The sequence below is a fragment of the Paenibacillus sp. LX16 genome (genome assembly GCF_036252815.1).
In the GTDB taxonomy this organism is placed as follows: domain Bacteria; phylum Bacillota; class Bacilli; order Paenibacillales; family Paenibacillaceae; genus Paenibacillus; species Paenibacillus polymyxa_B.
On the sequence record NZ_CP141152.1, the window covers coordinates 2,212,609 to 2,238,731 of the forward strand.

Consider the following 26,123-nt stretch of genomic DNA (forward strand, 5'->3'; position numbering starts at 1 on the left):
TGTTGGCGGTGGATGCTTTCAGAATAAAAAATGGTTTTTTAGTCGAGAAGGGGAGATACACCAGATGAGCAATAGAAAGTTTAATGTAGCTGTCGTTGGAGCGACAGGCGCTGTAGGAGAACAGATCGTAAATCTGCTGGAAAAACGGGATTTTCCTGTGGACAAAATCAAATTTCTTTCTTCGCCTCGTTCTGCCGGCACGTTAATTAGCTTTAAAGGTCAGCAAATTCCAGTAGAGATTGCTACTCCCGACAGCTTTGAAGGAATCGACATTGCTTTGTTTAGTGCAGGTGGAGACGTGAGTAAGGAATTGGCGCCGCATGCTGTTCGTCATGGGGCAGTTTGCATTGACAACACCAACGCATTCCGAATGGATCCGACAGCTCCTCTAGTAGTGCCTGAGGTGAACAGCGACAAAATTGCCGAGCATCAAGGAATTATTGCGAACCCGAACTGCTCCACCATTCAGATGGTAGCTGCTTTGAAACCATTATATGATCAGTATGGCATTTCTCGTATCATAGTATCCACATACCAGGCCGTTTCCGGAGCTGGAAGCCGGGCTATTGATGAATTGAATCGTCAAAGCGCAGCAATTCTGAACGGTGATGAAGTTCAGCCTGATCTGTTGCCAGTAGGCTCGTTGCCAGTAAAGCATCAGATTGCTTTCAATGCTATCCCGCAAATCGATAAATTCCAGGACAATGGTTATACACTGGAAGAAATGAAAATGGTACGTGAAACGAAAAAAATACTGGGTGACGAATCTGTGGACGTAACAGCAACGTGTGTGCGTATTCCTGTTGTATACGGTCACTCGGAATCTGTATATGTAGAACTTAAAAAAGATTATGATTTAGAAGAAATCCGCAATCTGCTGGCTTCGGCACCGGGAGTAACGCTAGTGGACGATCCTGCTGCTCAGCTTTATCCACTGGCATCTGAAGCTGCAGGAAAGCCTGACGTATTTGTGGGGCGTGTACGCCGTGATTTGGGTAATAGCCGTGGATTGAATTTGTGGGTCGTATCCGACAATCTGCTCAAAGGAGCAGCATGGAACGCGGTACAAATCGCGGAAATTATTGCTGCAAACGCGGAGTAACGTTCCGATATGGGGGAAGAATAATGGGTATTTTGGTGCAAAAATTTGGGGGAACCTCGCTGTCCACACCTGAAGCACGTCAACTTGTGCTGGCACATGTGAAGCGGGAGCTGGAACAAAATCTTCAATTGGTTGTTGTTGTGTCGGCCATGGGGAGAAAAGGAGAGCCTTATGCCACCGATACGCTGCTGGATTGGGCGGCGTCTAACGGCGACAGTCTTCCGAAGCGCGAGCGAGATTTACTGCTGTGCTGTGGTGAAATCATTTCTGCTGCTACATTATGCAGCCTGATGGAGAAGGAAGGTATTCCTGCTACGGTGCTAACTGGGGCACAGGCGGGCTTTATTACGGATGATCAATACGGCAATGCTCGTATTTTGGATATAAAGCCAGACCGTGTTGTTGAAGAGTTGAACCAAGGCAGAGTTGTCATAGTGACAGGTTTTCAGGGACAAACAGCAGACGGTGATATGACTACCTTGGGTCGGGGAGGCAGCGATACGTCAGCTACTGCTCTGGGTGCTGCTCTACATGCGGATATGGTTGATATTTATACGGATGTGAATGGTATATTGACTGCCGATCCGCGCATTGTGGAAAACGCAAAGCCACTTACACATGTTAGCTATACGGAGATTTGTAATATGGCTCATCAGGGAGCAAAGGTTATCCATCCTCGTGCTGTTGAAATTGCCATGCAGGCTAATATCCCGGTCCGTGTTCGCTCTACCTTCTCCGAAGGAGAAGGTACGTTAGTTACCCACCCGGAAGGCTTTAAAGACGTGCAGGCAGACATCGTAGACCGTTTCGTGACCGGTATTGCGTATGTCGGCAATGTCACTCAGATTAATGTTGAATTAAAGCCGGGTTTGGAGCACTTGCAATTACAAGTATTCAAATCTATGGCTGAACATGGAATTAGCGTTGACTTTATTAACGTAACGCCATCGGGGGCAGTTTATACTGTGTTCGATCATGATGGAAGCAAAGCGGTTGAAGTATTGAACGGTTTGGGTCTAGAACCTAAGATACTGGCCGGGTGTGCTAAAGTTTCTGTCATAGGCGGTGGTATCAACGGGGTACCAGGCATTATGGCGACGATTGTGGAGGCATTGGCAGAATCAGACGTACAGATCCTTCAATCCGCAGATTCCAATACGACGATCTGGGTACTTGTTAAAAAAGAAGATATGGTGCAGGCTGTACGCGCATTGCATAATAAATTTGAACTCCATCAATAGGTGTATGGTCCGTGCTCGGACTTGCAAAAAGGAGGCAGCATGGTGAACTTCGGCAGATTGATTACCGCAATGGTGACACCTTTTGATCAGCAAGGAGAGATTGATTGGACTGCATTGTCCTCGTTGATTGATTACTTAATAGAAGAACAGCACTCAGAGTCGCTTGTTGTATCTGGAACAACAGGGGAGTCTCCTACCCTGAGCGATGATGAAAAAATCAAGTTGTTTGCATTTGTTGTAGAAAAAGCAGCTGGACGATGTAAAATTATTGCCGGGACTGGAAGCAACAATACGCGTCACTCCGTTCATCTAACCCGTGCCGCGGAGCAGGCAGGAGCAGATGGTGTTCTACTGGTAGTGCCATATTATAATAAACCGAATCAGGAAGGGATGTATCAACACTTCGAAAGTATTGCAAACTCCACATCCCTTCCAGCTATATTATATAATGTTCCAAGCCGTACTGGAGCGAGTCTAACAGCTGAAACAACGCTGCGTCTTGCACAAATTCCGAATATTGTGGGAACTAAAGAATGTGCATCACTTGCGCAGGTCACACAGATTGCAGCGGCAGCGCCAGAAGGTTTTCTGGTTTATTCCGGGGATGATGCTTCTGGGTTGCCTGCTATAGCTGTAGGTGCTTATGGTATTATCAGCGTAGCGAGTCATGTGGTAGGTGCTGAAATGAAGCAGATGATCGATTCACTTGTAGGAGGACACTCGCAGGAGGCAGCCAAGTTGCATCAGCAGTTGTTCCCGATTTTCAAGGGTTTGTTTGGCTGTCCTCATCCTCTGCCTAATCCGGTGGCAGTAAAATATGCATTGGAATTACGGGGGATTAAGGTAGGTTCGGTTCGGTTGCCACTCATTCCTCCAACTGAGGATGAAGCGGAATTTATTAAGAAATTATTTACCCGCTAAAGAGAAATAGGAATGTAAGCTGTTAATTAATACTAAGGAGTATCCTTGTTAAGGGCAGTCGGTAGGTACAAAACCGATAGGGTTTATTGTCTGACAAGGTTCTCCAGCGTGAAGGGCGTTCTTATAGGACGTCCTTTTTGCTGTGCTTTTAACCATGCATGTAGATAAAATGACAGATACTAATGGTTTCAGACGGCAATGGGAAACCTAGCGTAACGAACAGGATGACTTGTTTTTTCTTATTTTAATCATGTATAATGGGGTCAAGTGACTGGGTGCGGTATTTTTTTGAAAATTAAATAAACAAATCAAGGTACGACGTCCAACTACCATAGGAGGTTTAGATTCATTTGTCTAAAAAAACAAACAACGATAAATTGATGATTTTCGCTTTGGGCGGCGTCGGTGAAATCGGGAAAAATATGTATGTGGTTCAATACGGCAATGACATTGTCGTGGTGGATTCCGGTCTGAAATTCCCGGAAGAGGACATGCTGGGCATTGATATCGTTATTCCTGATATTTCCTACCTTACAGAGAACCGCGACAAAGTAAGAGGCATTGTGCTGACTCATGGTCACGAGGACCATATCGGCGGTTTGCCTTACGTGTTGAAACATTTGAATGTACCAGTATATGGTACCAAATTGACGCTGGGATTGGTGGAAAACAAGCTGAAGGAAGCGAATCTGCTTGGTGAAACCAAACGTATTTTGATCAATGCTGATTCCGAAATCAAGTTGGGTTCCACATTAAAAGCAACCTTCTTCAGAACCAACCATAGTATTCCGGATTCTGTAGGTGTATGTATTGATACTCCTGAAGGCGCTGTTGTTCATACAGGTGACTTCAAATTTGACCATACTCCGGTGAACGGACAATATGCAGATTTGCAGCGTATGGCTGAAATTGGCACACGTGGCGTACTGGCTCTTTTGTCAGACAGTACGAATGCCGAAAAACCGGGCTTTACACCTTCGGAAAAGAGCGTTGGTATTGTGCTGGAAGACATTTTCCGCAAGTCGAGACAGCGTGTGGTCGTAGCCACTTTTGCTTCTAACGTACATCGTATTCAGCAGGTAATTAATGCTGCTGAAGCAACGGGACGTAAAGTAACAGTGATTGGTCGAAGCATGGTTAATGTCGTAGGTATTGCTTCGGACTTGGGCTATTTGGAAATTCCGGATGGAATGCTGATTGAGCCTGAAGAAGTTGGCAAAATGTCAGCCGACCGTGTAGTTATTCTCTGCACAGGCAGTCAGGGCGAACCGATGTCCGCTTTGACAAGAATGGCTCGTTCCACACATCGAAAGGTGGACATTCTTCCAGGGGATTCAGTCATCATCGCAGCTACTCCGGTACCGGGTAATGAAAAATACGTTGGACGCACAATTGATGAACTGTTCCGTCTGGGTGCCAATGTATATTACAGCGCAGCTAATCCAGGTATCCACGTTTCTGGACACGGAAGCCAGGAAGAACTTAAGCTGATGCTGAATCTGATGAAACCAAAGTTCTTCTTGCCAATTCATGGTGAGTTCAGAATGCAACGTCGTCACGCCCTTCTTGCTGAAGGCGTGGGTATTGAGCCTGAGAATATCTTCATCACGGATATCGGTGAAGTCATTGAAATTCAGAATGGCGGAGCACGCAGAGCTGGTAAAGTTACAGCAGGTAACGTACTGATCGATGGACTAGGCGTAGGGGATGTAGGAAATATCGTATTGCGCGACCGCAAATTGCTGTCACAGGACGGTATTTTGGTGGTTGTTGTTACGCTGAGCAAGCAAGACGGAACGATTAAATCGGGACCAGATATCATTTCCCGAGGTTTCGTATATGTCCGTGAATCTGAAGGTTTGCTGGATGAAGCGAATCGTATTGTCTCAAGTACACTGCATAAGCTCATGAGTGAAAATGTAAATGAATGGGCTTCCCTCAAGACAAATGTCAAGGATGCACTAGGTCGCTTCTTGTATGAGCAAACTCGTCGGAGACCGATGATCCTGCCAATTATAATGGAAGTGTGATTCAATTGAAATTTGTTCAAAAACCTGATTTAAAAACTTAAGTCACAGGCACACAGTCGCCTCTCTTCCCGCAGGAAATATTGGACGGTTTCCGCGGGAGGAGAGGCTTTTTGATTTTCCGGGACAAGGAAAGACATGGGGGCGGGTATAAAATATTCCATTTCCATCCCATACTATAGGGTGAATACGGGTCATATAGATGCGTAAAGCGAAAGGAAGATCACCCATATGGAACAATACAGCAATCTATCATCTGGCAACGAGGAAACGGAAGCGCCAGATCAATCAGAAATTGGGCAAAGACCCCCTTTACCTGCTATGGAGGCTTTGCAGCAACTGGGTCAAACCTCCATGCCTGGAAGCGAGTCCAATATTTTTTGCATGACGATTATCGGTCAGATTGAAGGGCATCTCATTTTACCGCCTCAAAACAAAACAACAAAATATGAGCACATTATTCCCCAGTTGGTAGCGGCAGAACAAAATCCTCGTATCGAAGGATTAATGATTTTGCTGAATACAGTTGGTGGTGATGTAGAGGCAGGACTGGCTATTGCCGAAATGATCGCATCGATGAGTAAACCAACGGTGACCATTGTCATAGGTGGGGGGCATAGCATCGGTGTGCCGATTGCTGTGTCCTCCACTTATTCCTACATTGCGGAGAGTGCGACGATGACCATTCATCCCATTCGTATGAACGGTCTGTTCATTGGAGTACCACAAACTTTTGAATACATGGAAAAAATGCAGGAACGTGTTGTACGCTTCGTCGTTTCTCATTCTCGTATTACAGAAGAGCAGTTTAAGGAATTAATGTTTAAAACCGGTGAGTTAAACCGCGATATTGGTACAGCGGTTGGGGGAGCCGATGCAGTGAAGTATGGATTGATGGACGCGGTTGGAGGCATCGGAGAGGCTTTAAAACAGCTGAACACCATTATTGAAACGCGGCGTCAGCAAAACGGGACCGCTGGGATTCAACAGCAGGCTCCGTATGCTCCTTTTTCTCCTAGTGCCACAGGAACTCCTACAGAGACACTGTCAGGGGAGCTACCACAATGACACTATATACTGTAATGCCAATGGAAATGGTATGGCAAGGGATGTGGAAAGAATCTGAGGAGTTTGCAGAGGTTCGGGTAGACGGTCTACTTATGCAAGTACAGCCGATTGAAAGTCGTCGGGGGATCATTGTACGGTTGTTGGACTGTCCGCTGGAAGCCTACCTGAATCCGCGTTATGGACCAGGTCAAGTCATCGAGTGGTCGTAGAAGGTGTCGAATAGTATAGAAACAGGTCATTTACTGTTGAAAAAGAACATATGTGCGGATACCGGGTGACGTGGTATAATATTCTTCTGGGGGGTGACCTTGTATGTCCAGAAGAAGAAAAAGAAAAAAGAAAGCCGCATTTGGCGGAGTTCTAAAATTTGAAATTTACGGCATTGTGCTGATTACATTAGCGGTCATTGCGTTGTCGGGTGAAGCGGCGGTTGGTCGGTCGCTATCCAAGATGTTTGGGCTCGTACTGGGGAAATTCTATTTTGTTATTCCTCTGATTGGCATTTATTATGGTCTGATGGTGATGATTCACCGCAAGTGGCCTAACCAGTGGAACTCGCGTAAAACGGGTTTGCTCCTGTTGGTATTTGCCTTTACACTTATGAGTTCTATTTCATCTATGGAGCAGCGTTTGGGACCGATCAACGCGCTTCAGCCGGGCGGAGTGATGACCCAGATACATATAGATATGCGTGAGCAGTTGCTGTCGCCTGACCAGCAGGGCCATACCTCAATGCTGAACAAGGATATTAGCGGGGGTTACGTAGGCGCATTGCAGCTTACTGTTCTGTTATGGTTGTTTGGTCTCACAGGAGCTAAACTGATCATGATTGTTATGTTCGTCATTTGTTTCATGCTGATGACCCAACTGTCTTATGTGGATTTGGTACGGATTGTAAAGACCAAGCTGCTGACAGCCGGGGGAAGCGTGCGCAAAAAATGGGCGGGTAAAGCTACTCCGCTTTCAGCATCTAGCAAAGGTAGTGGAAATAGAAAAATCAAGTCGGAGCCCATTCCTGCCTATGAGGAAGACATGGATGATGACTTTGACGAAATGCAGCCTCCTGCACGCAAACAACCGATTTTCTTTCAGTTGTTTGGTCTCAAAAATTCAGATAAAGCGGACAAGGAGGAGCATTCCGTTCATACGGATGAGGATGATCATGATCTTCCATATGAAGCTGAGGACGCGCAGGCCCAGTGGAGAAACGGCAACCTGAGTGAAGAGAAGTCTGACGTAGTCGAACACGCTGAGCAGGAAGCTGCTACTCCGGTAAAAAGGTCGCCGATTATTAGGGATTTCTTCGAACAAGTAAAGCATGAGGAAAGAAGACCGGAAGCTGAATTTGGAGAGTCCCTGACAGGGGCAGAGCAGACAACTTCCATTATTGACGAATCCCTGGATGATGACTTTGTGAATGCCAATGCGAATACGGATATGGATGATTCGACAACGATCCAGGGGACATTAGAAAGTGCTCAGGGACAAGCTCAGACCATTGCAACTGGGGTGGCAGGCGAGGAGGCTGAAGGTAACCATACAGCTATTCCGGCTCCGCCGCCGCCTAAACCGTACAAGCTCCCATCGTTTCGTTTGCTTGCTAAACCACAAAACGCAGGCAAAGGTATAGGACAAAAGGATTACATGCAAACGGCACGCAAGCTGGAGGCAACGCTGGAAAGCTTCGGTGTGCGGGCGAAGGTGCTGGAGGTTGTCCGTGGCCCTGCCGTAACGCGTTATGAAATTCAGCCGGACATTGGAGTAAAGGTCAGCCGCATTGTGAGTCTGACGGATGATATTGCGCTTGCGCTTGCTGCCAAAGATATCCGTATGGAGGCTCCGATTCCTGGCAAATCTGCTATCGGAATTGAGGTTCCGAATAATGAAGTTTCCATTGTAACGATGCGTGAGGTAATGGAGACAACTGTTTTCCAGGAGTCGGCTTCCAATTTATCCATTGCATTCGGACGTGATATCGCAGGACAGACGATTGTTGGTAATTTGGCCAAGATGCCCCATCTGCTTGTAGCTGGGGCAACAGGTTCGGGTAAATCAGTGTGTATCAATGGGATCATTACGAGTATTTTGTACAAAGCAAAGCCGGATGAGGTCAAATTTTTGATGGTCGATCCTAAAATGGTGGAGTTGAACGTGTACAACGGAATCCCGCATTTGTTGGCTCCGGTCGTGACTGATCCAAAGCGTGCCTCACTTGCATTGAAGAAAATTGTAGTTGAAATGGAAAAAAGATATGAGTTATTTTCCAAATCAGGAACCCGTAATATTGAGGGCTATAATAATCTGATGAAAGATAATCCAGATGCATTTCTGCCTTACATTGTCGTTATTGTGGACGAGTTGGCAGATTTAATGATGGTAGCTGCGGGAGATGTGGAGGATGCGATTGCACGACTTGCCCAAATGGCGCGTGCAGCAGGTATCCACCTTATCATTGCAACGCAAAGACCTTCGGTTGACGTAATTACTGGGGTGATTAAAGCCAATATTCCTTCACGTATTGCCTTTGGCGTTTCCTCGCAGGTAGACTCACGTACCATATTGGACATGGGCGGAGCCGAGAAGCTACTCGGACGTGGTGATATGCTGTTCATGCCGATGGGAGCTTCCAAACCAGTCCGCGTTCAGGGAGCGTTCATGAGCGATCAAGAAGTCGAAAATATTGTTAGCTATGTACGTGAACAGGGTGAAGCGCAGTATGATGAAACGCTAGTGCCGGAGGTGGAAGAGGTATCGGCTGATGCAGATGAAATGCTGGATGAGCTGTACGATCAGGCTGTCAACATCATTTTAGAGGCTAAACAAGCTTCCGTTTCGCTCCTTCAGCGCCGCATGCGGATCGGTTATACACGTGCTGCTCGACTGATTGACTCCATGGAAGCTCGCGGAGTCATCGGCCCTTACGAGGGTAGCAAGCCCCGTGAGGTCCTTATCTCAATGGAGCAATATCAGCAAAATAAAGTTAGTTCTTAAGCATGATCTCTATCCAGTACTACATTAAAACGCTGTTTGTTCGCATGGTGGTTGTTCTAATATGACAACTCCAAGTGAACAAACAGCGTTTTTTTGTGATGTTTTTGAGGTGTGGCGACTACCTGCTGAAAGAAGATTAAAAGGGTGAATAGCTTTAAGCGGAGCTTGTCATAATAAACGTAGCCATCCTGTTAATCCCACAAAAGAAAGGTAGAGCGCAGCATATGAAAAAGACAATGGTCTGGATTTGCACGGGTATCCTCGCAGCCTCGGCTATTACGTACACAGGACTTTTTAAAAGTGACTCTGCACATCAGCAAGCAGAGCCGCTGAGCACACAGCAGAAAGTACAAGCGGTGCAACCTTCCCAGCCGACATTCAGCTCGGGAGCGGTTGATTTTGGATCTTACGGTCAGGATGTATATGAGTTGCAATCACGTTTGAAGTTGCTGGGCTTTTTTGGCGGGAAAGTGGACAGCCATTTTGGCAGCAGTACACTAAAAGCTGTCAAGGGTTTTCAAAAGGAATTTGGCATCCGTCCCGATGGAGTGGTCGGAGCAAAGACGAAATTAAAGCTGGTGAATGCTACTCCTAACTGGAAGCCAACGGAAACTCCTATGCATCGTAACAATCAAGGTTCCGCTCAGGGACAGACAGCGGACAATAACGATAAAGCAGATCAAAATGATGAAACGATGGGATCGGCCAACACCATGGGACTATCTGAAAATGATCTTAAAATTATGGCCAACGCTGTCTACGGTGAATCCCGCGGCGAGCCATTTGAAGGACAAGTTGCCGTCGCGGCTGTTATTTTGAACAGGGTTAAGTCACCCAGCTTTCCCAATTCACCATCTGGAGTGATCTTTCAACCAGGAGCTTTCACAGCTGTAGCAGACGGCCAAATCTGGCTCACACCGAATGAGACTGCACAAAAGGCGGTACGTCAAGCCCTGAACGGCTGGGACCCAAGCGGGGGATGTCTTTATTATTTTAACCCCAAAACAGCCACCTCCAAATGGATTTGGTCCCGTCCGCAGGTGAAAACCATCGGGGAGCATATTTTCTGCATGTAAAATGCCGAAGCAGCCGGGAGCTTGTCTCCGGTTGCTTCTTGGCTTTTGCATGGTTAGAATAAAGATTGGTACACTTTACCTCTTTACAGGAGGATGATTTACAGCAGCTAATGCTAATCAAAGGCTAGACGCAAATTGACGTCACAAAGGAGTTTTGGACTTGAACAAAACAGGTTTCGAGCGTGGCACACGCAGACAACTGAGGATTCATGTACTGCCGACCAAGCGCTTTAAGACGTTTGCTATATCATTGTATGTAGGTACTCCGCTACGGGAGGACACCGTAACCCGAGTGGGGCTGGTACCTTTCGTTCTGCGACGGGGGACAGAATCGTATCCGCAGACTACACAATTCAGAGAACAGTTAGAGCAATTGTATGGCGCGGGTTTCGGATTCGATGTATACAAACGTGGAGATTATCAGATCGTGCAATTTCGCATGGATACGATTAATGACAGCTTTGTAAATAGTCCAGATAGTTTACTGGATCGTTCGTTTTCTTTTCTCGGAGAAGTGCTAACGAAGCCTGCATTGGAAAATGGTGCATTTCAAACGGGATACGTCCAGCAGGAACGAGAAAATGTGCGTAAGAAGCTGGAATCTATAGTTAACGATAAAATACGTTATGCTGGTGAGCGCTGTATGGAGGAAATGTGCAAAGATGAGCCTTATCGTCTGCACCCTCTGGGTCAACGATCTGATCTGGACAGTATAGATGCACAGAGCTTGTATAAGGCTTATGGAGAATGGCTGAATCATGCCAGCATGGATTTATACGTTGTGGGAGATACGACGCTAGAAGAAGTTGAGAAGTTTGTTGATCGCTATTTTCAATTGAACCGTTCAGCGGAAGCAGGGTATGTTCCAGAACAGCCCAAGTCAGTAGAGCGTGATGTTCAAACCGTTGTAGAGCGTCTTGATGTGAACCAGGGCAAGCTCAACATGGGGTTGCGCACCCCTATTACGTATGGAGACGATCGCTATGCTTCCGCTCTGATGTACAACGGCATTCTAGGTGGGTATCCGCATTCAAAGCTGTTCGTTAATGTAAGGGAAAAGGAAAGTTTGGCGTATTACGCTTCATCGCGGTATGACGGGCATAAAGGGATTGGTACGATTCAATCTGGTATTGAAATTCCTAATTATGAAAAAGCGGTTACTATTATCCGCAAGCAACTGGAAGATACGCAAAACGGAGCGATTACTGAGCTGGAAATGACCCAAACGCAGGCGATGATTCGCAACTTGCTGAAGGAGATGCAAGATTCCGCTTTTGAAATGATCGCCTATGATTTTAACAGACAGCTTTCCGGTAAAGAGCGGACAGTAGATGAGCTGCTGAGTCAGGTGGAGGCAGTCAAGGTGCAGGATGTTCAGGATGCCGCCCGGACGTTCCGACTGGACACTATTTATTTCTTGAGAGACCAGAAGGGGGAATAGCGGTGGAGCATATACCTTATGAGCATTTGCAGGAAACGCTGTACTATGAAGTAATGGATAACGGTTTACACGTTTATGTGTTGCCCAAACCGGGTTTTCAGAAGACATACGCCACATTTGCAACTAAATACGGCTCAGTTGATAATCATTTCCGCGTAGAAGGTCGACAGCCCGTAAAGGTGCCGGATGGCATAGCCCATTTTTTGGAGCATAAAATGTTTGAAGAGCCTGAAGGCGATATTTTTGCTACCTTTTCCTCTAATGGGGCATCGGCGAACGCATTTACGAGCTTTGATCAAACAGTATATCTGTTTTCGGCAACAGAGCGTATTCAAGAAAATTTGACCACGCTGGTCAATTTTGTGCAGCATCCTTACTTTACAGATGAAAATGTAGAGAAGGAAAAAGGCATTATCGGCCAGGAAATCAATATGTATGAAGATAACCCCGATTGGCGGAGTTACTTTGGTCTGATCGAGGCGTTGTACAAGGTCCATCCGGTGCATATTGATATCGCAGGTACTGTTCAATCCATCAGTACGATTACAAAGGAAACGTTGTACAGTTGCTATGAAGCTTTCTACCATCCAAGCAATATGATTCTTTTTGTAGTGGGCGGAGTGGATCCAGCTGAAGTAATAGAGCTGGTACGTAACAATCAGGCCAAAAAGGACTATAAGCCGCAGGGAGAGATTGAGCGGATTTTCGACGTTGAACCCACTACAGTTGCAGAACCACGTCGTGAGGTGAAGCTGGCCGTTTCTCTGCCAAAGCTACTGTTTGGATTCAAGGAGGCGGAAGTAGGCCTAACGGGTGAAGAATTACTTCGTCATGATCTGGAAACCAAGCTGATGCTTGATCTCCTGTTTGGTTCCAGTACACAACTATATCAAAAGCTTTACGATGAGGATCTGATTTCGGACAGTTTTGGTCATGAGTACAATAGTACGCAGCAATATGCATTCTCTGCAATCGGCGGGGATACCAAAGACCCGGATCGGCTGTTGGCGAGAATACGTGAAGAGGTGGAGTCCATTCAGAAGCAGGGCTTTGCAGCAGAACATTTTGAGCGGGCACGCAAAAAGAAAATCGGTGGTTATCTGCGTACACTTAATTCACCAGAAAATATTGCACATGAATTTACAAGACATCGCTTCCGGGGCAGTGATTTTTTCCAACTGCTTCCTATTTATGAGAGTATCACGCTTGAGGATGTAAATCGCCGTCTGAAAGACCATATCCAGTGGGATCAACTTGCAATATCACTAGTGGTGAGTCCGTAATGTCCAGGGAGAGGGAAACGATGACCACCGAGGGCGGAGAATTAAAAGCGATTGGCGATACTACCGTGCTGATTACAGGAGCGAGTGGCGGAATTGGTGCTGCTATTGCTGAGCGTTTTGCAGCTGTAGGGATGAATGTTGTCATTCACTACATGAAGTCCCATGAAAAAGCAAATGAAGTTGCCCGTCGTTGCATGGCTTATTCAGGCAAGGTAATGACCGTGTCAGCGGATCTGCGGAGCAAGGAGCAGATCGAACGCATGCGGGAAAAGCTGGATAATCACGGGATGAAGCCGGATATTCTTGTGAACAACGCCGGATTATCTCATTATGGGCTGTTGACAGATGTTTCGGAAGAGGAATGGGACGAAGTGATGGCCGTCAACGTTAAGGGAACCTTTCTGTGCACGCAGGTTTTTATGCCACATATGATTTCCCAACGCTATGGCCGCATTGTGAATGTTTCCTCCGTGTGGGGGATATGTGGCGCATCGTGCGAGGTGTTGTATTCCACCACCAAGGGAGGCATTAACGCTTTCACTAAAGCGCTGGCTCAAGAGGTAGCACCTTCCGGGGTGACAGTGAATGCTGTAGCTCCAGGTGCAGTGGATACGTCGATGCTGGATCATTTGGATGAAGGCGAAATTACCAGTTTGGAAGAAGAAATTCCTGCCGGACGATTGGCTCGACCTGATGAAATATCGTCCCTGGTTTATTTTCTTGCGCTTCCTGAGTCAGGTTATATTAATGGCCAGGTCATAAGTCCTAATGGAGGATGGGTGACTTAAGGGAAATAGCGCTTGGAGGAATCCACCAGTATAGTAAGCGTCTGAGAAGAGCATATTATAACTGTTGATTTTAAATCTGAATCATCTAAGGAGGATTTAAGTATGTCAACAGTTGTTCAGAATTTTGATGTTTGGAAAAAGTTCCTTGGTCAGCGTGTAGAGCAAGCGGAGAAGCTGGGGATCAGCCAAGATACCATTTCAGAGCTTGCTTATGAAATCGGTGATTTTCTGGATGAGAAGGTCGATCCAGCCAACCACTCCAACCGCGCACTGAAAGAACTGTGGGGAGTTGCCGATGAGGACGAGCGTCACACCATCGCCCGGCTAATGGTTAAATTGGCCAAGAGCAACGCATAAGTAGGAACCAACATGAAAAGCTCCCTTTTGGGGGCTTTTCTGTAATGGTTACAGAGCTGTTCTTGTAATTCCATTGTAATTTATATATCATAAACGTGATTGAGGCTTACAACACAATGTAGCCTATCGAATTTCAATAATTGGTTTTGTCGAAAGATGTTATTTTATGATACAATAATGCTTTGACTTGGAGTTGTTGACGGTTTGAATGTGAATGAGGTGCTAACGTGACGGAAGAAACGAAACAGTGGTACATGGAGTACAAGATACATAAAAATCGACCCGGACTGCTGGGAGACATTGCTTCCATGCTTGGTATTCTGGGGGTTAATATACTGACAATCAACGGTGTTGAAGGCGAAAGACGGGGGATGTTGCTTGAAACGGACGATGACGAGAAGATACGCATTCTCGGAGACACGTTAAAAAAAGCGAGCAACATTACAGTCACGGCCTTACGTGCTCCGAGACTGGTTGATATATTGGCAGTAAGACACGGCCGTTACATCGATCGGGATTCAGATGATCGTAAAACATTTCGCTTTACACGCGACGAGCTTGGGTTGCTGGTCGATTTTTTGGGTGAAGTATTAAAGAGGGACGGCAATCAAGTGATCGGTCTTCGCGGGATGCCACGTGTGGGCAAAACGGAATCCATTATTGCCAGTAGTGTATGCGCAATGAAGCGTTGGACTTTTGTGTCTTCAACGTTACTACGACAGACGGTGCGCAGTCAGCTCTCTGAAGAAGAAATGAACCCAAACAATGTGTTTATTATTGATGGTATTGTGAGTACAATTCGATCAAATGAAAGACATTATCACCTGCTTCAGGAAATCATGAGCATGCCAAGTACTAAAGTGATCGAGCATCCTGATGTATTTGTACGTGAATCGGGATACAGCTTTGACGATTTCAATATCATTATTGAACTTCGCAATAATCCGGCTGAGGAAATTGTTTATGATACCTTTACAGCCAGTTATACAGAAGATCTTTAAATAAGCGTAATTACACAAGGAGATGATGACATGTCAGAACTGGGTCAGCAATTAAAGGAGGCCCGGCTGCAAAAAGGATTGAGCCTTGACGATGTTCAGGAAATGACGAAGATACGCAAACGTTATCTGGAAGCCATTGAGACGGGCGATTACAAAGTGCTGCCGGGAAGCTTTTATGTCAGAGCTTTTATTAAAACATACGCCGAAACGGTCGGGTTGAATCCCGATGAGCTTCTGGAAGGACATCAAAGCAATGTGCCTGAACCTGAACCGGAAGCAGTCATGGAGCCTGTCACACAGAAACGCTCCAGCCGTCCTGCCACGATTGGTAATCTTAAATGGTTGCCTACAGCGTTAATGTGGCTTTTTCTAGTTCTCATTGTTGGGGTTATTTATGCTTATTGGGTGAGTAACAACCATTCAACTCCAAAAACAGTAGAAAACACCACGCCGATTACAACACCAAATACAACACCAAATACAACACCAAGCACGTCTACTCCTGATACCACTACGACACAGCCGAACAATGGACAAACGACGGCTCCAAATGGTGCTGGTGGGCAGACTCCTAATGCGGGGCAAACCGGCCAAACTCAGCCAGATGGTACGGGGAATACGGATGCTACTACTCCAGATACTGGACAGCAGCCGGATACGACCACACCACAACAAGGTGTAACTGTGGCACAGGACGGCAAGCAAGGCAAGACGACGATTTTCAAAGTTTCCAGTGCAACGGGAGCAACGGCCAAGGTTGATATTAAAGCTACGGGTGAAAGCTGGCTTGAAGTGTACAAGGGACAAAATTCCCGTGGAGAAAAGCTGAGCTACGGTATGACTAAAAGTGGAGATGCCATGTCTTTCGATATTGGACCAGAAGGTTTATATATCAAATCAGGACGGTCTTCTGCCACAGATATCTCCGTAGCAGGTCAACCGATAACCGATAATAAATCGACTACTCGTGTACTGATACAGCAAGGAGAAGCCTCTTCGACTGGAACGAGTGCAGGGGTGACGGGCTCACCTGGAGACTCTACGACTGGTAGCAGTACGGATTCAGCACAAAGTGGTACAGATTCTACAACTACTGATGGTGAATAAACGCCTGGGTGCGAGGAAATACTAATGACTGTAATTCCTGGAAAGGCAGTCATTTCATTTTCCGCAAAGTGAGGTGTATACGTTATGACCGTCAGCTGGATTGTGACTGGGCTCGGTATAATTGTCAGTTTACTGGGCTATTATCTGACACCGAATGCATGGGGCTATGGCATACTGGGCTTTGGTCTTGCTCACATTGTGCTTGGACTTTTGGATATGTTCCGAACTCCAACACGAAGCCATAATTAGATATTTTGACCGTAAATTGAAATAAAGGCGTTTTTGTCAGGAAAACTGGCAAGAACGCCTTTTTAGTCAACGGATTATTGGATTTTTGTAAATGACTAGCCTATAATTAGATATTGAACTTTGTTGTGGAAAGGAAAGTGAAACGATGGCTTCAGAAAATTCATTTGATATCGTCTCCAAAATGGATATGCAGGAGTTAACAAATGCGGTTCATCAGACGGAGCGTGAAATTGAAACACGATTTGATTTCAAGGATAGCAAAAGTAGCCTCAAGCTTGAGAAAGAAGCTCTTACGATTGCATCGGAAGACGAGTACAAGCTAAATGCGGTGATTGATATTTTGCAATCTAAAATGGCCAAACGAGGTCTGTCCCTTAAAAATGTGGAGTATGGCAAATTGGAACCCGCTTCTCTAGGTTCAGTGCGTCAGCGCCTTTCGCTTAAGCAGGGAATTGATCAGGATAATGCCAAGAAAATTAACATTCTTATTCGGGACTCCAAGCTAAAAGTCAAAAGTCAGATTCAAGGTGATCAAATCCGAGTGACTGGAAAAAACAGGGATGATTTACAGGCGATCATTCAATTGCTACGTAAAGCTGATTTGCCATTGGAGCTTCAATTTACAAACATGAAATAAAGCCGTTTTCCCTCATATATTTTGCAGGAAAAAACGTTGCTTGATGTGCGGCAGGTTATTTTGACATGCGTTTTGCGCCATATTATACTTGTAACGAAAATGCAGACAATTCAGGTGTATAGCGCTCGTCGAAAGCGATTTACATAGGATTGAATTTAATCCGAAAACTGCCATTTGTAATCAAGTACGATAATCAGGGGAGAGTGTGTTGTGAATTTACCCAACAGAATTACAATAACGCGGATTTGCCTTATCCCGGTGATGATGCTGGCTTTGCTGGTGGACTTTAATTTTTATCCGCCGCCGATTGAGATCGGAGCTTTCAAGCTGCCGTATAATCAGCTGATTGCGGCTATCATTTTCCTTGTAGCAGCCAGCACAGATGGTCTTGACGGATATTTGGCACGTAAAAATAATATGGTCACCAATTTGGGCAAGCTGTTGGACCCCCTTGCTGATAAGCTTTTGGTAACCGCTATTTTGGTTTCCTTGGTAGAAATGGGGAAAATTGATTCATGGATTGTCGTTGTGATTGTTAGCCGTGAATTTGCGGTTACGGGGCTGCGTCAGATTGCCTTACTGGATGGGTCTGTGGTTGCTGCAAGCAATTGGGGCAAATTAAAGACGATCATCCAGATCGTTGCTATTGTAGCGCTGCTCATTAATAATTTCCCGTTTGTTTTTCTTGGTATACCGTTTGATTTAATAGCGATATGGGCAGCAGTGTTGATCACCATTTATTCGGGTATTGATTATTTCGTGAAAAATATCCATTTGCTGAGCTCCTCCAAAGTTTAACAGGATAAATTTTATGGAAACAGCAATAGGGACTAAACTTATTGCTGTTTCTTTATATAATTCCCATAATATTTGCAGTACAGGAGGAAGAATTGATGAAAGCTGAAATAATTGCAGTAGGAACAGAGTTATTGCTCGGACAAATAGTGAATACAAATGCTCAATATTTGTCACAAGAGCTGGCTACAATTGGAATCGATGTATATTTTCAGACTGTGGTTGGCGATAACATAGATCGGCTTCAGGAAGCGATAAGAATTGCTCAGAAGCGTGCGGATATTATTTTGTTTTCCGGCGGTCTGGGGCCGACTCAGGATGATTTGACGAAAGAGGCGATAGCGACTGTATTGGGGCGGAAATTGCACATAGATCGTCTTGCAATGGACAAGCTAGATCAATTTTTCCGTAACCGTGGGGTAGAAATGACCGAGAATAACCGCCGGCAGGCGCTTTCTATTGAAGGTGCTACTCCGCTTGAAAATGAGACAGGGCTAGCTGTGGGCGACGCGATTGCACAGGACGGTAAATTTTATGTAGTTTTGCCTGGACCGCCTAAGGAACTCAAACCTATGTTTGCAAACCAGGCGAAACCTTGGTTGCTTCAGCAGGCATTGAGCGGTGAGGAAATGCCAATTTATTCGAAAATGCTAAAATTTGCAGGGATCGGTGAGTCAGCTCTTGAAACACATTTGTTAGATCTAATCCAATCCCAGACAGATCCCACGATTGCCCCTTATGCCAAGGAAGGGGAAGTCACGATCCGTATATCCACCAAGGCGGCCAGCGAAAGTGAAGCATTAATTAAGCTGACAGCTACGGAAGTAGAAATTCAGCAGCGTCTTTCGGAGTATATGTATGCAAGCGAGGATGTTGCGCTGGAGAAGGTTATCGTAGATCTAATGGCCAAACGCGAACTCACTGTGAGTGCGGCAGAAAGCTGTACAGGTGGAATGCTGATGGAACACATCACTTCTATACCTGGCAGTGCTGTTATGTTTCAAGGTGGCATCGTGTGCTATTCCAATGAAATGAAGATGAAATTACTCAACGTGCCTTATGATTATTTGGAAGGGGATCATGCGCCGGGTGCAGTGAGTAAGGAAGTAGCCCTTGTGCTTGCGGAGCAGGCGAGAATGATCATGGACAGCGATTTTGGACTTTCAGTTACTGGTGTAGCTGGGCCTGGATATACCGAACGGAAGCCAGTCGGTCTGGTGTATATTGGCATTGCTGAACGCGACAAGGAAACGGAAGTACATGAGCTGAGACTGAGTGGCAACCGCGAAACAATCCGACTGCGATCAGTCAAAGCAATCCTGTACAGATTGTGGCGCAGGCTGGTAGAGAACGAGAAGCTCTCTTAAACATCTATGTACAGTGTGGGTCGTAGAGTTGTTTTAGATAGATATTCATGATATAATCATCTTATCGGAAGAACCGTTGCAAAGCCTTTTGCCAGCGGTTCTTTTTTTGTTTTAAGAGACAGGTGTAATTATAGAAGAGAGCTGTGCGAATAAAAAAAACGAATGTATGTTCGAAAAAATGCTTGGCAAGCGTGTCAAAACAAGGTATTATTAAAGTACAAACAATGAAGGATGTGAGTTTATTGTCAGATCGTCGTGCTGCGCTGGATATGGCGCTCCGTCAAATAGAAAAGCAATTTGGTAAAGGTTCCATTATGAAGTTGGGTGAGTCTACCCACATGCAAGTGGAAACGATCCCCAGTGGTTCGATTGCTTTGGATATTGCGTTAGGAACGGGCGGCTTTCCAAGAGGCCGGGTTATTGAAATATACGGACCGGAATCATCCGGTAAAACGACAGTAGCTCTTCACGCTATCGCAGAGGTGCAAAAAACAGGCGGACAAGCCGCTTTTATCGACGCCGAGCATGCGCTTGATCCGTCGTATGCAAGCAAGCTGGGTGTCAATATTGATGAGTTGTTACTATCGCAACCAGATACAGGAGAGCAGGCGCTTGAGATTGCCGAAGCCCTTGTACGTAGTGGAGCAGTAGACATTGTAGTTGTTGACTCCGTAGCGGCACTTGTGCCCAAGGCAGAGATTGAAGGCGAAATGGGAGATTCCCACGTTGGTCTTCAAGCACGTTTGATGTCTCAGGCATTGCGTAAGCTTTCTGGAGCCATTAATAAGTCGAAAACCATTGCTATTTTTATTAACCAGCTACGTGAAAAAGTAGGTGTTATGTTCGGTAATCCTGAAACAACACCAGGTGGACGTGCCTTGAAGTTTTACTCTACGGTACGTTTGGATGTTCGTCGTATTGAAAGTTTGAAAATGGGTAACGACATTGTGGGTAACCGCACACGTATTAAAGTCGTGAAGAACAAAGTTGCCCCTCCTTTCCGTCAGGCTGAGGTGGATATTATGTACGGTGAGGGTATTTCCAAAGAAGGTAGCTTGATCGATATCGGTACGGAGCATGACATTGTCGACAAGAGCGGAGCCTGGTATTCCTACGAAGGTGAGCGCCTTGGTCAAGGACGTGAGAATGCTAAACAATTTTTGAAGGAAAATCCGAATATTGCTAGTACGATCGAACAAAAAATTCGGGTGGCCAGCAATTTGATTACGACGGTTGCTCCGCCTACAGAAGAAGAGTTGGCACAGCAAGCGAAGGAAGAACAGGAATTGTTAGAGCTTGAATAAAGCTTGGTGAATCCTGGTTTGTGAACTGGGGCCAGGGTTATGGCACCGTCCGTTTGAATAGCATGATTCTGATGCCCTGCACAGTTGTGCAGGGCATTTTTGCATCAACTAAAGTCTGCTTTGTCAGCGGAATCTAACTTTTGCGTAGCAGGTGTTCAAAGGCTGCTTTCGTGAATTTCAAAGTGAGGGAAATATATTGCAGTTGGACGATGAAGATGATTACACTTCGGAAGCAAATAAGCAACAAGGGATTTCTCTTTTTCCGGATCATGAGGAATTGATGATTACTAGGGTGGAGCAGGGACAGGGACGCAAACGTGGAAGGTATATCATTCATTTTGGTCCGTATTCGCTGTCTGTATTAGAAGATGTAATGATCAAGTACAATATGTTCAAAGGAACGTCATTTGATAAAAAAGAACTGGAAGATATCGTTCTGGCAGATGAAAAACAACAGGCTTATGTACTTGCGCTTCGCTATTTGGGGCGAAAGCCTCGCACACGTCAGGAAATTGCCCAGCGTCTGGCGCAAAAAGAACTGGATCAGTCTGTTATTGGCGAAGTAATGGTCCGACTGCAAAGGGAACAACTCGTAGATGATGATTTATACGCCCGTCAATGGGCAAGACAGCGCATAACAAGCCAACGCAAGGGGAAGATGTGGGTTAGGCAAGAACTTCGTCAGAAGGGCATCTCTAAAGCCTCTATTGGCGAAGCGTTAGGTGAGATCACCGATAATGAGGAGTGGGAGAGCGCTTTGACGGTTGGACGTAAGAAATGGAATCAGATACGTGGTGATATAATGGAGAAAAAAAGGAAAACCTACCCTTTTCTCATGAGACGTGGATATTCGGGGGATATGACACGCCGAGTGGTCAATCATCTCACTGCGGCCGAGCATGACGCTGCTTCAGATGACGAGGAATTGTTGCAGTGGGAGGAATAGTTGCCAAACGGCTGCTGAACCTTTGGCTAGTATGAACGGATAGGATGAGCTAGTTATTACATGGAAAGCTGCATGGTAGTCTACTAATGTTTGCATTCCCTTGACAATGCCATTTGTCAAATAATAAAATATATATGAAACGATACTTGTGGAACGCCCTTTTTCCTTCCAAAAAAGCGGAATCCACGGGTGAGTTCTCATCGCCAAATAACAAGTGATGCCGCTATGCCAGGCGGAATTGTACATGTGAAAGCATGTGCATATGAAATGAAACGACCTTGTGTCGTTGTCTTAGTTTGACGATCAAAGTAAATGTGACAATTGCAAAAAGTCCCAAGGAATGCCTTGGAGGAACCAACGGGGAGGTGAACAGTATGATGACTGCGATCTGGTTCGTTCTCGTTGCTGTAGCCGCGTTATTCTTTGGGTTCGGGATTGGTTATTTTATTCGCAAATCTATTGCAGAAGCTAAGATCTCCAGTGCGGAAGAAGCTGCCGCGCAAATCGTGGAGAACGCGAAAAAAGAGGCAGAAGCGCTGAAGAAGGAAACGGTATTGGAAGCGAAAGATGAAATCCACCGCATTCGTGCCGAAGCTGAAAAAGAAACTCGTGAACGTCGCAATGAAATTCAACGACAGGAACGAAGATTGCTGCAAAAAGAAGAATCGCTGGATAAAAAATTGGAATCGCTGGAACGCAAAGAAGAACAAGTGGCCAACAAAGAGAAACGAATCGATGAAACCCAGCAGCAAATTGATTTGATTTACAAGAGTCAGGTAACTGAGTTGGAGCGTATTTCCAATCTGACGATGGAGGATGCAAGAAGTATTATTCTGACCAACGTAGAGCAGGAAGTTCGTCATGAATCAGCTCAGATGATTAAAGAAATTGAACAGCAGGCCAAAGAAGAAGCGGACAAAAAGTCTCGTGAAATCATCACACTGGCCATCCAACGCTGTGCGGCAGATCATGTAGCAGAAACGACGGTTTCTGTTGTCACATTGCCGAACGAAGAAATGAAAGGCCGGATTATCGGGCGCGAAGGCCGTAATATCCGTGCACTTGAAACCCTTACAGGAATTGACCTCATTATTGATGATACGCCGGAAGCTGTTATTTTGTCCGGATTTGATCCGATTCGTAGAGAGATTGCGCGTACTGCGCTTGAAAAGCTCGTAGCGGACGGACGGATACATCCGGCTCGTATTGAAGAGATGGTGGAAAAATCCCGTAAAGAGGTGGACGAACGAATCCGTGAGTATGGTGAACAGGCCACCTTTGAGGTGGGCGTGCATAGCTTGCATCCGGATTTGATCAAGATCTTGGGACGTCTCAAGTTCCGTACGAGTTACGGACAGAACGTATTGAAGCACTCGATGGAAGTTGCATACTTGACAGGTCTGATGGCCGGGGAACTGGGCGAAGACGTTGTACTGGCAAGACGGGCAGGATTGCTGCATGACATCGGGAAGGCGCTGGATCACGAAGTGGAAGGATCACACGTTGAAATTGGCGTGGAACTGGCGAAGAAGTACAAGGAACACCCGGTCGTCATCAACAGCATTGCTTCACATCACGGCGACTGCGAAGCGACTTCAGTGATCGCCATGCTGGTTGGAGCGGCAGATGCCCTGTCAGCAGCAAGACCGGGAGCGCGGCGTGAAACGCTAGAGACGTACATCCGTCGTCTTGAGAAGCTGGAACGCATCTCCGAATCTTTTGAAGGCGTTGAAAAATCATACGCGATTCAAGCCGGACGCGAAGTTCGTGTCATGGTACAGCCAGAGAAAATTGATGATGCGGAAGCATTCCGACTGGCCCGCGATATTACGAAAACGATTGAGAATGAACTGGACTATCCGGGACATATCAAGGTTACCGTCATACGCGAGACCCGTGCGGTAGAATACGCAAAATAAAAGCATTTCAATGAAAAGTGGCCGCTGCTTGTAGGGCCACTTTTCATTATGTAAGGCAGACTAGGGAGGGCTTTCTATCAACGTATTATTTATTGGAGACATCGTCGGCAGTGTAGGCAGAAAGGCACTGAGGGAGAATCTCCCTTCGCTAAAATCAAAATACAATCCGCATGTTATTATTGTGAACGGAGAAAATGCGGCTTCGGGAAGAGGAATTACCCCAGCCATCGCCAGAGAGTTTTTTGATTGGGGCGTTCATGGGATTACGATGGGAAATCATACTTGGGACAATAAGGAAATATTTGATTTTATAGATGATGAGCCGCGGATCATCCGCCCGGCTAACTTTCCACCAGGAACACCGGGCCGGGGTTATACCGTTGTAAAAGGTGGAGGTAAGGAGCTGGCTATTGTTAATCTGCAAGGTAGAACCTTTTTGCCAGCTATTGACGATCCATTCCGTGCAGCAGATGAAATTGTCGATGAGCTGCGCAAAAAACATAAACATATCCTAGTTGATTTCCACGCCGAAGCAACCTCGGAAAAAATCGCTATGGGTTGGCATTTGGATGGACGTGCTTCAATCGTGGTAGGTACGCACACACATGTACAGAGCAATGACGATACGATTTTGCCACAAGGAACTGCGTATCAGACAGATGCGGGGATGGTAGGTCCTTATGAGGGAGTGCTTGGGATGCAGAAAGAGGCTGTGTTACAGAAATTCCAGACCCAGCTTCCGGTACGTTTTCAAGTGGACATGGGCAAATGGCATTTTCATGCCATCAGCGTAGAACTGAATGATAACGATGGAAAAGCCCGCAAAATTCAGAAAATCAGACTCAAAGAAGATGAATGGCGGATGGATTAACCTTTTTGTGAGCTACTTAAGGAAAGAATAAGGAAAACTGTCACCAAAAAGCAGGAATTTTTTGCTGACCCTCGAATAACATCTAATAGTGGAATCAAACCATCATCATTCCCAGGGGAGGTACTTACTATGGATGTATTAAAAGTATCAGCAAAATCCAATCCCAATTCAGTTGCAGGCGCACTCGCAGGAGTACTGCGTGAACGCGGAAATGCAGAATTACAGGCGATTGGAGCGGGTGCACTAAACCAAGCCATTAAAGCGGTAGCCATTGCCCGGGGATTTGTCGCACCAAGCGGAGTGGATTTGATTTGTATTCCTGCTTTCACAGACATTGTTATTGATGGAGAAGATCGGACTGCGATCAAATTGATTGTAGAGCCAAGATAATAAATGTAAGTTGCCTGAGCCTGTTTACGATTTGTAAACGGGCTTTTTTGCATTGTGAGTCTGTTACTATGATTTTCAAAATAAATTTGTGGTGCTTCAATCTATAAATGGAGGTAAGGTGCATGAATAATAAGTTAAAAGTGAACTGGCCAGTTGTCGACTTTCATTGTGATGTGTTATGTAAAATGCAACTCAATACGCAGATTGATTTCAGTCATCCATCGCTTGATGTCACAAAAGAACGTTTGCTAGAAGGTAACGTGCGGTTGCAAACTTTCGCTATATATATTTCACAGGTATTGGGCACGCCAAGATTTGAGCATGTGGTTCGTCAAATTGAGCTGTTCAGGCAGCATGTTACCTCTATCTCCGGTGGGTTGAGACCATTGCTGTGGAAGGAAGACTTGGCAATGTGTAAAAATACGTTCGCAGTGCATCAGGAGCAGCAAGTAAAGCAGGTAGGAGAAGAGAAACGCACGGAAAAGATAACGTATTTGGATGGTAATGGAACGGATCATACATGGGCACCTTGGGCTTTGCTCTCACTGGAGGGGGTAGATGCGCTGGAAGGGAACCCGTTTTATGCAGAATTGTGCTATGCCATGGGAATACGATTGATTGGGCTGACATGGAATTATGCGAACTGGGCAGCTGACGGCATTATGGAACATAGAGGTGGCGGGCTGACTAGCAAGGGACGCGATTTGGTCAATCGCTGTAATGACCTGGGGCTGCTGCTAGATGTATCGCATTTGTCCGTACAAGGCTTCTGGGAGGTGCTGGAGGAGGCAGATCTACCGCCCATTGCCTCGCATTCCAATGCCTTTGCGATATGTGCTCATCCCCGTAATCTACGGGATGAACAGATTCGTGCACTGATCGCTCGTAACGGACGGATTGGTTTGACCTTCGTCACAATGTTTCTCAAAGAGCAGGGTACGGTAACTGCTGAGGATCTGCTACCGCACATTGAGCATATTTGTTCATTAGGCGGCGAAAGGCATTTGATGTTTGGCTCTGATTTTGACGGTATCGAGCACCATGTGCAAGGGCTGGAGCACTTGGGTAAATATCCGGTTTTTGCAGAACTGCTGCTGAAGCATTACCCTGAGGAGCTAGTCAAGGGATGGTTGGGAGGACATGCGCTGGAATACCTGCAAACGAATTTGCCTTCCAAAATGTCTTCTTAAATAGCTATTTACTAGGAGTTGTTTTTGGCTGCGAATACCTTGACAAAGTGAG

General features: G+C 45.8%; 24 protein-coding genes. All 24 read left to right on the top strand.

The window, feature by feature from the left end:
• The first annotated feature begins 64 nt into the window (after positions 1–64).
• On the top strand, positions 65–1,102 hold the full coding sequence (locus T3H97_RS10215; RefSeq protein WP_013309939.1) for an aspartate-semialdehyde dehydrogenase: 1,038 nt from the start codon (positions 65–67) through the stop codon (positions 1,100–1,102).
• Between the two features lie 23 nt (positions 1,103–1,125).
• The gene (gene dapG / locus T3H97_RS10220; RefSeq protein WP_013309940.1) at positions 1,126–2,343 is read left to right on the top strand and encodes an aspartate kinase; all 1,218 of its coding nucleotides are present in this window, start codon (positions 1,126–1,128) and stop codon (positions 2,341–2,343) included.
• Positions 2,344–2,382: 39 nt separating this feature from the next.
• Positions 2,383–3,264, top strand: coding sequence for a 4-hydroxy-tetrahydrodipicolinate synthase (gene dapA, locus T3H97_RS10225; protein ID WP_328802442.1), 882 nt, complete (start codon positions 2,383–2,385; stop codon positions 3,262–3,264).
• Between the two features lie 350 nt (positions 3,265–3,614).
• Positions 3,615–5,294: a ribonuclease J gene (locus T3H97_RS10230; RefSeq protein WP_013309942.1), complete on the top strand. Its 1,680-nt coding sequence runs from the start codon at positions 3,615–3,617 to the stop codon at positions 5,292–5,294.
• 228 nt (positions 5,295–5,522) lie between these two features.
• Entirely contained in the window at positions 5,523–6,359 is an 837-nt protein-coding gene (locus T3H97_RS10235; protein WP_328802443.1) for a ClpP family protease, read from the top strand.
• Positions 6,356–6,568: a YlzJ-like family protein gene (locus T3H97_RS10240; RefSeq protein ID WP_328802444.1), complete on the top strand. Its 213-nt coding sequence runs from the start codon at positions 6,356–6,358 to the stop codon at positions 6,566–6,568. Before T3H97_RS10235 ends, T3H97_RS10240 begins: the two co-directional genes overlap by 4 nt.
• Positions 6,569–6,671: 103 nt before the next feature.
• Complete coding sequence (locus tag T3H97_RS10245; protein WP_328802445.1) at positions 6,672–9,350, top strand: FtsK/SpoIIIE family DNA translocase; 2,679 nt, start codon at positions 6,672–6,674, stop codon at positions 9,348–9,350.
• Between the two features lie 224 nt (positions 9,351–9,574).
• A complete protein-coding gene (gene sleB / locus T3H97_RS10250) occupies positions 9,575–10,426 on the top strand; it encodes a spore cortex-lytic enzyme (protein WP_328802446.1) in 852 nt (283 codons plus the stop codon).
• A 160-nt stretch (positions 10,427–10,586) separates the two neighbouring features.
• Positions 10,587–11,867, top strand: a complete 1,281-nt coding sequence (yfmF, locus tag T3H97_RS10255; RefSeq protein ID WP_103047847.1) for an EF-P 5-aminopentanol modification-associated protein YfmF — start codon at positions 10,587–10,589, stop codon at positions 11,865–11,867.
• Between the two features lie 2 nt (positions 11,868–11,869).
• Complete coding sequence (gene yfmH / locus T3H97_RS10260; RefSeq protein WP_328802447.1) at positions 11,870–13,150, top strand: EF-P 5-aminopentanol modification-associated protein YfmH; 1,281 nt, start codon at positions 11,870–11,872, stop codon at positions 13,148–13,150.
• A 20-nt stretch (positions 13,151–13,170) separates the two neighbouring features.
• On the top strand, positions 13,171–13,938 hold the full coding sequence (gene ymfI, locus T3H97_RS10265) for an elongation factor P 5-aminopentanone reductase (protein ID WP_023988234.1): 768 nt from the start codon (positions 13,171–13,173) through the stop codon (positions 13,936–13,938).
• Positions 13,939–14,040: 102 nt separating this feature from the next.
• Positions 14,041–14,295: a DUF3243 domain-containing protein gene (locus T3H97_RS10270; protein WP_013309950.1), complete on the top strand. Its 255-nt coding sequence runs from the start codon at positions 14,041–14,043 to the stop codon at positions 14,293–14,295.
• Positions 14,296–14,522: 227 nt separating this feature from the next.
• On the top strand, positions 14,523–15,296 hold the full coding sequence (locus tag T3H97_RS10275; protein ID WP_250244779.1) for a DUF3388 domain-containing protein: 774 nt from the start codon (positions 14,523–14,525) through the stop codon (positions 15,294–15,296).
• A gap of 30 nt (positions 15,297–15,326) precedes the next feature.
• Entirely contained in the window at positions 15,327–16,403 is a 1,077-nt protein-coding gene (locus tag T3H97_RS10280; RefSeq protein ID WP_328802448.1) for a RodZ family helix-turn-helix domain-containing protein, read from the top strand.
• A gap of 84 nt (positions 16,404–16,487) precedes the next feature.
• Positions 16,488–16,652 (top strand): hypothetical protein, encoded by a 165-nt coding sequence (locus T3H97_RS10285; RefSeq protein ID WP_023988236.1) that lies wholly within the window; start codon positions 16,488–16,490, stop codon positions 16,650–16,652.
• Positions 16,653–16,797: 145 nt separating this feature from the next.
• A complete protein-coding gene (locus tag T3H97_RS10290) occupies positions 16,798–17,289 on the top strand; it encodes a YajQ family cyclic di-GMP-binding protein (RefSeq protein WP_013309953.1) in 492 nt (163 codons plus the stop codon).
• Positions 17,290–17,499: 210 nt separating this feature from the next.
• Positions 17,500–18,087: a CDP-diacylglycerol--glycerol-3-phosphate 3-phosphatidyltransferase gene (pgsA, locus tag T3H97_RS10295; protein WP_103047844.1), complete on the top strand. Its 588-nt coding sequence runs from the start codon at positions 17,500–17,502 to the stop codon at positions 18,085–18,087.
• 95 nt (positions 18,088–18,182) lie between these two features.
• Complete coding sequence (locus tag T3H97_RS10300) at positions 18,183–19,451, top strand: competence/damage-inducible protein A (RefSeq protein WP_328802449.1); 1,269 nt, start codon at positions 18,183–18,185, stop codon at positions 19,449–19,451.
• Positions 19,452–19,693: 242 nt separating this feature from the next.
• Positions 19,694–20,755, top strand: coding sequence for a recombinase RecA (gene recA / locus T3H97_RS10305; protein ID WP_023988239.1), 1,062 nt, complete (start codon positions 19,694–19,696; stop codon positions 20,753–20,755).
• A 196-nt stretch (positions 20,756–20,951) separates the two neighbouring features.
• On the top strand, positions 20,952–21,701 hold the full coding sequence (locus T3H97_RS10310) for a regulatory protein RecX (RefSeq protein ID WP_328802450.1): 750 nt from the start codon (positions 20,952–20,954) through the stop codon (positions 21,699–21,701).
• 374 nt (positions 21,702–22,075) lie between these two features.
• Positions 22,076–23,620 carry a ribonuclease Y gene (gene rny, locus T3H97_RS10315; RefSeq protein WP_328802451.1) on the top strand — a complete coding sequence of 515 codons (1,545 nt, stop codon included), beginning with the start codon at positions 22,076–22,078 and terminating at the stop codon, positions 23,618–23,620.
• A 76-nt stretch (positions 23,621–23,696) separates the two neighbouring features.
• Positions 23,697–24,491 carry a TIGR00282 family metallophosphoesterase gene (locus T3H97_RS10320; RefSeq protein WP_013309959.1) on the top strand — a complete coding sequence of 265 codons (795 nt, stop codon included), beginning with the start codon at positions 23,697–23,699 and terminating at the stop codon, positions 24,489–24,491.
• A 129-nt stretch (positions 24,492–24,620) separates the two neighbouring features.
• Positions 24,621–24,881, top strand: a complete 261-nt coding sequence (locus T3H97_RS10325) for a stage V sporulation protein S (protein ID WP_007430104.1) — start codon at positions 24,621–24,623, stop codon at positions 24,879–24,881.
• 122 nt (positions 24,882–25,003) lie between these two features.
• The gene (locus T3H97_RS10330; protein WP_328802452.1) at positions 25,004–26,071 is read left to right on the top strand and encodes a dipeptidase; all 1,068 of its coding nucleotides are present in this window, start codon (positions 25,004–25,006) and stop codon (positions 26,069–26,071) included.
• Positions 26,072–26,123 lie beyond the last annotated feature (52 nt).

Bases quoted from the DNA above. Each gene is read 5' to 3' on its own strand.
- T3H97_RS10215 (WP_013309939.1), top strand. From the start codon at position 65: ATGAGCAATAGAAAGTTTAATGTAGCTGTCGTTGGAGCGACAGGCGCT.
- dapG (WP_013309940.1), top strand. From the start codon at position 1,126: ATGGGTATTTTGGTGCAAAAATTTGGGGGAACCTCGCTGTCCACACCT.
- dapA (WP_328802442.1), top strand. From the start codon at position 2,383: ATGGTGAACTTCGGCAGATTGATTACCGCAATGGTGACACCTTTTGAT.
- T3H97_RS10235 (WP_328802443.1), top strand. From the start codon at position 5,523: ATGGAACAATACAGCAATCTATCATCTGGCAACGAGGAAACGGAAGCG.
- T3H97_RS10240 (WP_328802444.1), top strand. From the start codon at position 6,356: ATGACACTATATACTGTAATGCCAATGGAAATGGTATGGCAAGGGATG.
- T3H97_RS10245 (WP_328802445.1), top strand. From the start codon at position 6,672: ATGTCCAGAAGAAGAAAAAGAAAAAAGAAAGCCGCATTTGGCGGAGTT.
- sleB (WP_328802446.1), top strand. From the start codon at position 9,575: ATGAAAAAGACAATGGTCTGGATTTGCACGGGTATCCTCGCAGCCTCG.
- ymfI (WP_023988234.1), top strand. From the start codon at position 13,171: ATGACCACCGAGGGCGGAGAATTAAAAGCGATTGGCGATACTACCGTG.
- T3H97_RS10270 (WP_013309950.1), top strand. From the start codon at position 14,041: ATGTCAACAGTTGTTCAGAATTTTGATGTTTGGAAAAAGTTCCTTGGT.
- T3H97_RS10280 (WP_328802448.1), top strand. From the start codon at position 15,327: ATGTCAGAACTGGGTCAGCAATTAAAGGAGGCCCGGCTGCAAAAAGGA.
- T3H97_RS10285 (WP_023988236.1), top strand. From the start codon at position 16,488: ATGACCGTCAGCTGGATTGTGACTGGGCTCGGTATAATTGTCAGTTTA.
- T3H97_RS10290 (WP_013309953.1), top strand. From the start codon at position 16,798: ATGGCTTCAGAAAATTCATTTGATATCGTCTCCAAAATGGATATGCAG.
- T3H97_RS10300 (WP_328802449.1), top strand. From the start codon at position 18,183: ATGAAAGCTGAAATAATTGCAGTAGGAACAGAGTTATTGCTCGGACAA.
- rny (WP_328802451.1), top strand. From the start codon at position 22,076: ATGATGACTGCGATCTGGTTCGTTCTCGTTGCTGTAGCCGCGTTATTC.
- T3H97_RS10325 (WP_007430104.1), top strand. From the start codon at position 24,621: ATGGATGTATTAAAAGTATCAGCAAAATCCAATCCCAATTCAGTTGCA.
- T3H97_RS10330 (WP_328802452.1), top strand. From the start codon at position 25,004: ATGAATAATAAGTTAAAAGTGAACTGGCCAGTTGTCGACTTTCATTGT.